Origin of the sequence: Gilliamella sp. Pas-s27 (assembly GCF_009795865.1) — a bacterium.
Classification (GTDB): Bacteria; Pseudomonadota; Gammaproteobacteria; order Enterobacterales; family Orbaceae; genus Gilliamella.
Genome location: NZ_WTEW01000072.1, coordinates 1 through 1,842, shown reverse-complemented (window position 1 = coordinate 1,842; position 1,842 = coordinate 1). Strand labels below are relative to the sequence as shown.

2 protein-coding genes are annotated in these 1,842 nt (G+C 29.9%); both read right to left on the bottom strand.

Features of this window, described 5'->3' with window-relative positions; genetic code table 11:
• Positions 1-249: 249 nt before the first annotated feature.
• On the bottom strand, positions 250-1,080 hold the full coding sequence (locus GQ589_RS11655) for a hypothetical protein (RefSeq protein WP_160426402.1): 831 nt from the start codon (positions 1,078-1,080) through the stop codon (positions 250-252).
• Positions 1,081-1,178: 98 nt separating this feature from the next.
• Entirely contained in the window at positions 1,179-1,553 is a 375-nt protein-coding gene (locus GQ589_RS11650; RefSeq protein ID WP_160426400.1) for a hypothetical protein, read from the bottom strand.
• Between the last annotated feature and the right edge of the window lie 289 nt (positions 1,554-1,842).

Sequence of the window (1,842 nt, the reverse complement as noted above, 5' to 3'; positions counted from 1 at the left end):
ACAGTTCTTTAACCGGAATACCCGCTTCAGCTTCTTTTAAAATAGCGACGATTTGATGTTCAGTCATTTTTTTCATAATTAAATCTCCTTTTCTTTTATCATAGAGAATTTTCTACTTTTATGCTGTACTATTTTAGGGGATAGTTACAAATAAATTACCCATTATTCTATAGAGTATTTATATGCATTAAAATTACTAATTTAGTTTATGATTAAATATCCATAAGCTAAACATATATAATAAAGTTATTATTTTTCTTCTTTTTGCATATAGCTCAGCCATTGATTGAATAATTTTTTTCTTTCATTATCAGGCAGATCTTCAATTTCAGGGCAATCACAACCGATTACTTTTACAGGACCATTTGATGTAAATATATATTTTGGATCATCTGATAAAGCGATCAGCTTGAATGAGCTACCACATGACTTACAGCTATACTCAGAACTTTCATGCGGTGGTTTTATTGTGTTTATTCTCCCACACACACAAGGCAATACCATATCTTTATCTGAACCAATTAAGCCATCCTTGATGAAAAAATAATATAATGAGTTTCTGGATTTAATTTTCCTTTTTATTACAGAGGATATTTTCATCATTATTAATTCAAATTTATCATATGACTCTTCTTTAAGTATCTTTTTCAGGCAAGCGAGAATAGACGGTGTATATATTCCAATTAAAGCCCAGCAAGCTGTTTCTAAGAGTTCATACTTTATTTCACTAAAATTTTCCATGCTCAATAGGTAAGGTCGCTTTTTCTCATCAATAAAAATAACATCCGCAGCATCAGAGCTTGTAAACAACGTGGATGTATAACCAATGTGAGTGAATTCAGACGAAAACTTGAATATGTTTTTCAAATCATCGGATAGGGAGTCTTTAGGAAATGCGCCCAAAATGCTTTTGATATGATCGACTTTACTACCAAATGTAGTGTGCGCGCATTGCGTAATTGATGAATTTTTCCATTGGTTGTAAGGCACGTTTTCAAACTCAGTAAGTGCTGACCTCAAGTCATCATTAAACATTGCATTTGAAATAGATTTCGAAGCATATTTATTAAAACTACTCAATGAAACCAAGACATGATAATTTATATTTTTAGGTTCTAATAAGCAAAGTTGGTATGAATCTGAAATTAAACTATCAACTAACTGCCTGGATGCTGTTATTAACTCATTATAATGAGTGAATTTTTTGCTTGCATATGGATGTTTTCATTATTGACACCCTCTCTAACATCTGATTTAGTTAGATTTGAGAACTTTTCGAAAACTACAATACTATTTTTCACTATTCTATTAACAATTGGAAGTATTGAGTTTAAATCCTTGTCTGATTTGTATTTTTCATTTAATGATGCATCACATTCAAACTCTTCGCTTATTTTTTCTTGGGTCTCATTCAATAATTGTATGTAGGATTTAAAGGCTGTGTTGAGATAATTTATATTGTTGCATAAAACATTATAATCACTTAAAGCGGACGAAGTTTTTCTATTCGTTAAGTTGCTTGATATTATTTTTAAAATATCTATCTCTGTCATGGTATATCCCTTCCGAAACATTAAATTTAAAAAAGTACAATCATCATAAGTTACTCTTATCTATGTGTTTTTCTCTCTTCAAAAAGAAAATACTTCTCAAACCGATACCCTTTTATAATATTCTATTACTAAGTCATGTCGTGATTTATGATATGGTTGTATTTGTAATAATTAATTTCTTTTTCTTCTCCAGGCCTTGGTTTATCAAGTTATTTTATAACACAAAAAGGAGAGTCAGAAATGAATCAAACAGCCAAAATCATTAAACCTAAATTAGGACTTTTAGAAT

Excerpts from the sequence above, each read along its gene's own strand:
- GQ589_RS11650 (WP_160426400.1), bottom strand. The coding sequence starts at position 1,553 with ATGACAGAGATAGATATTTTAAAAATAATATCAAGCAACTTAACGAAT.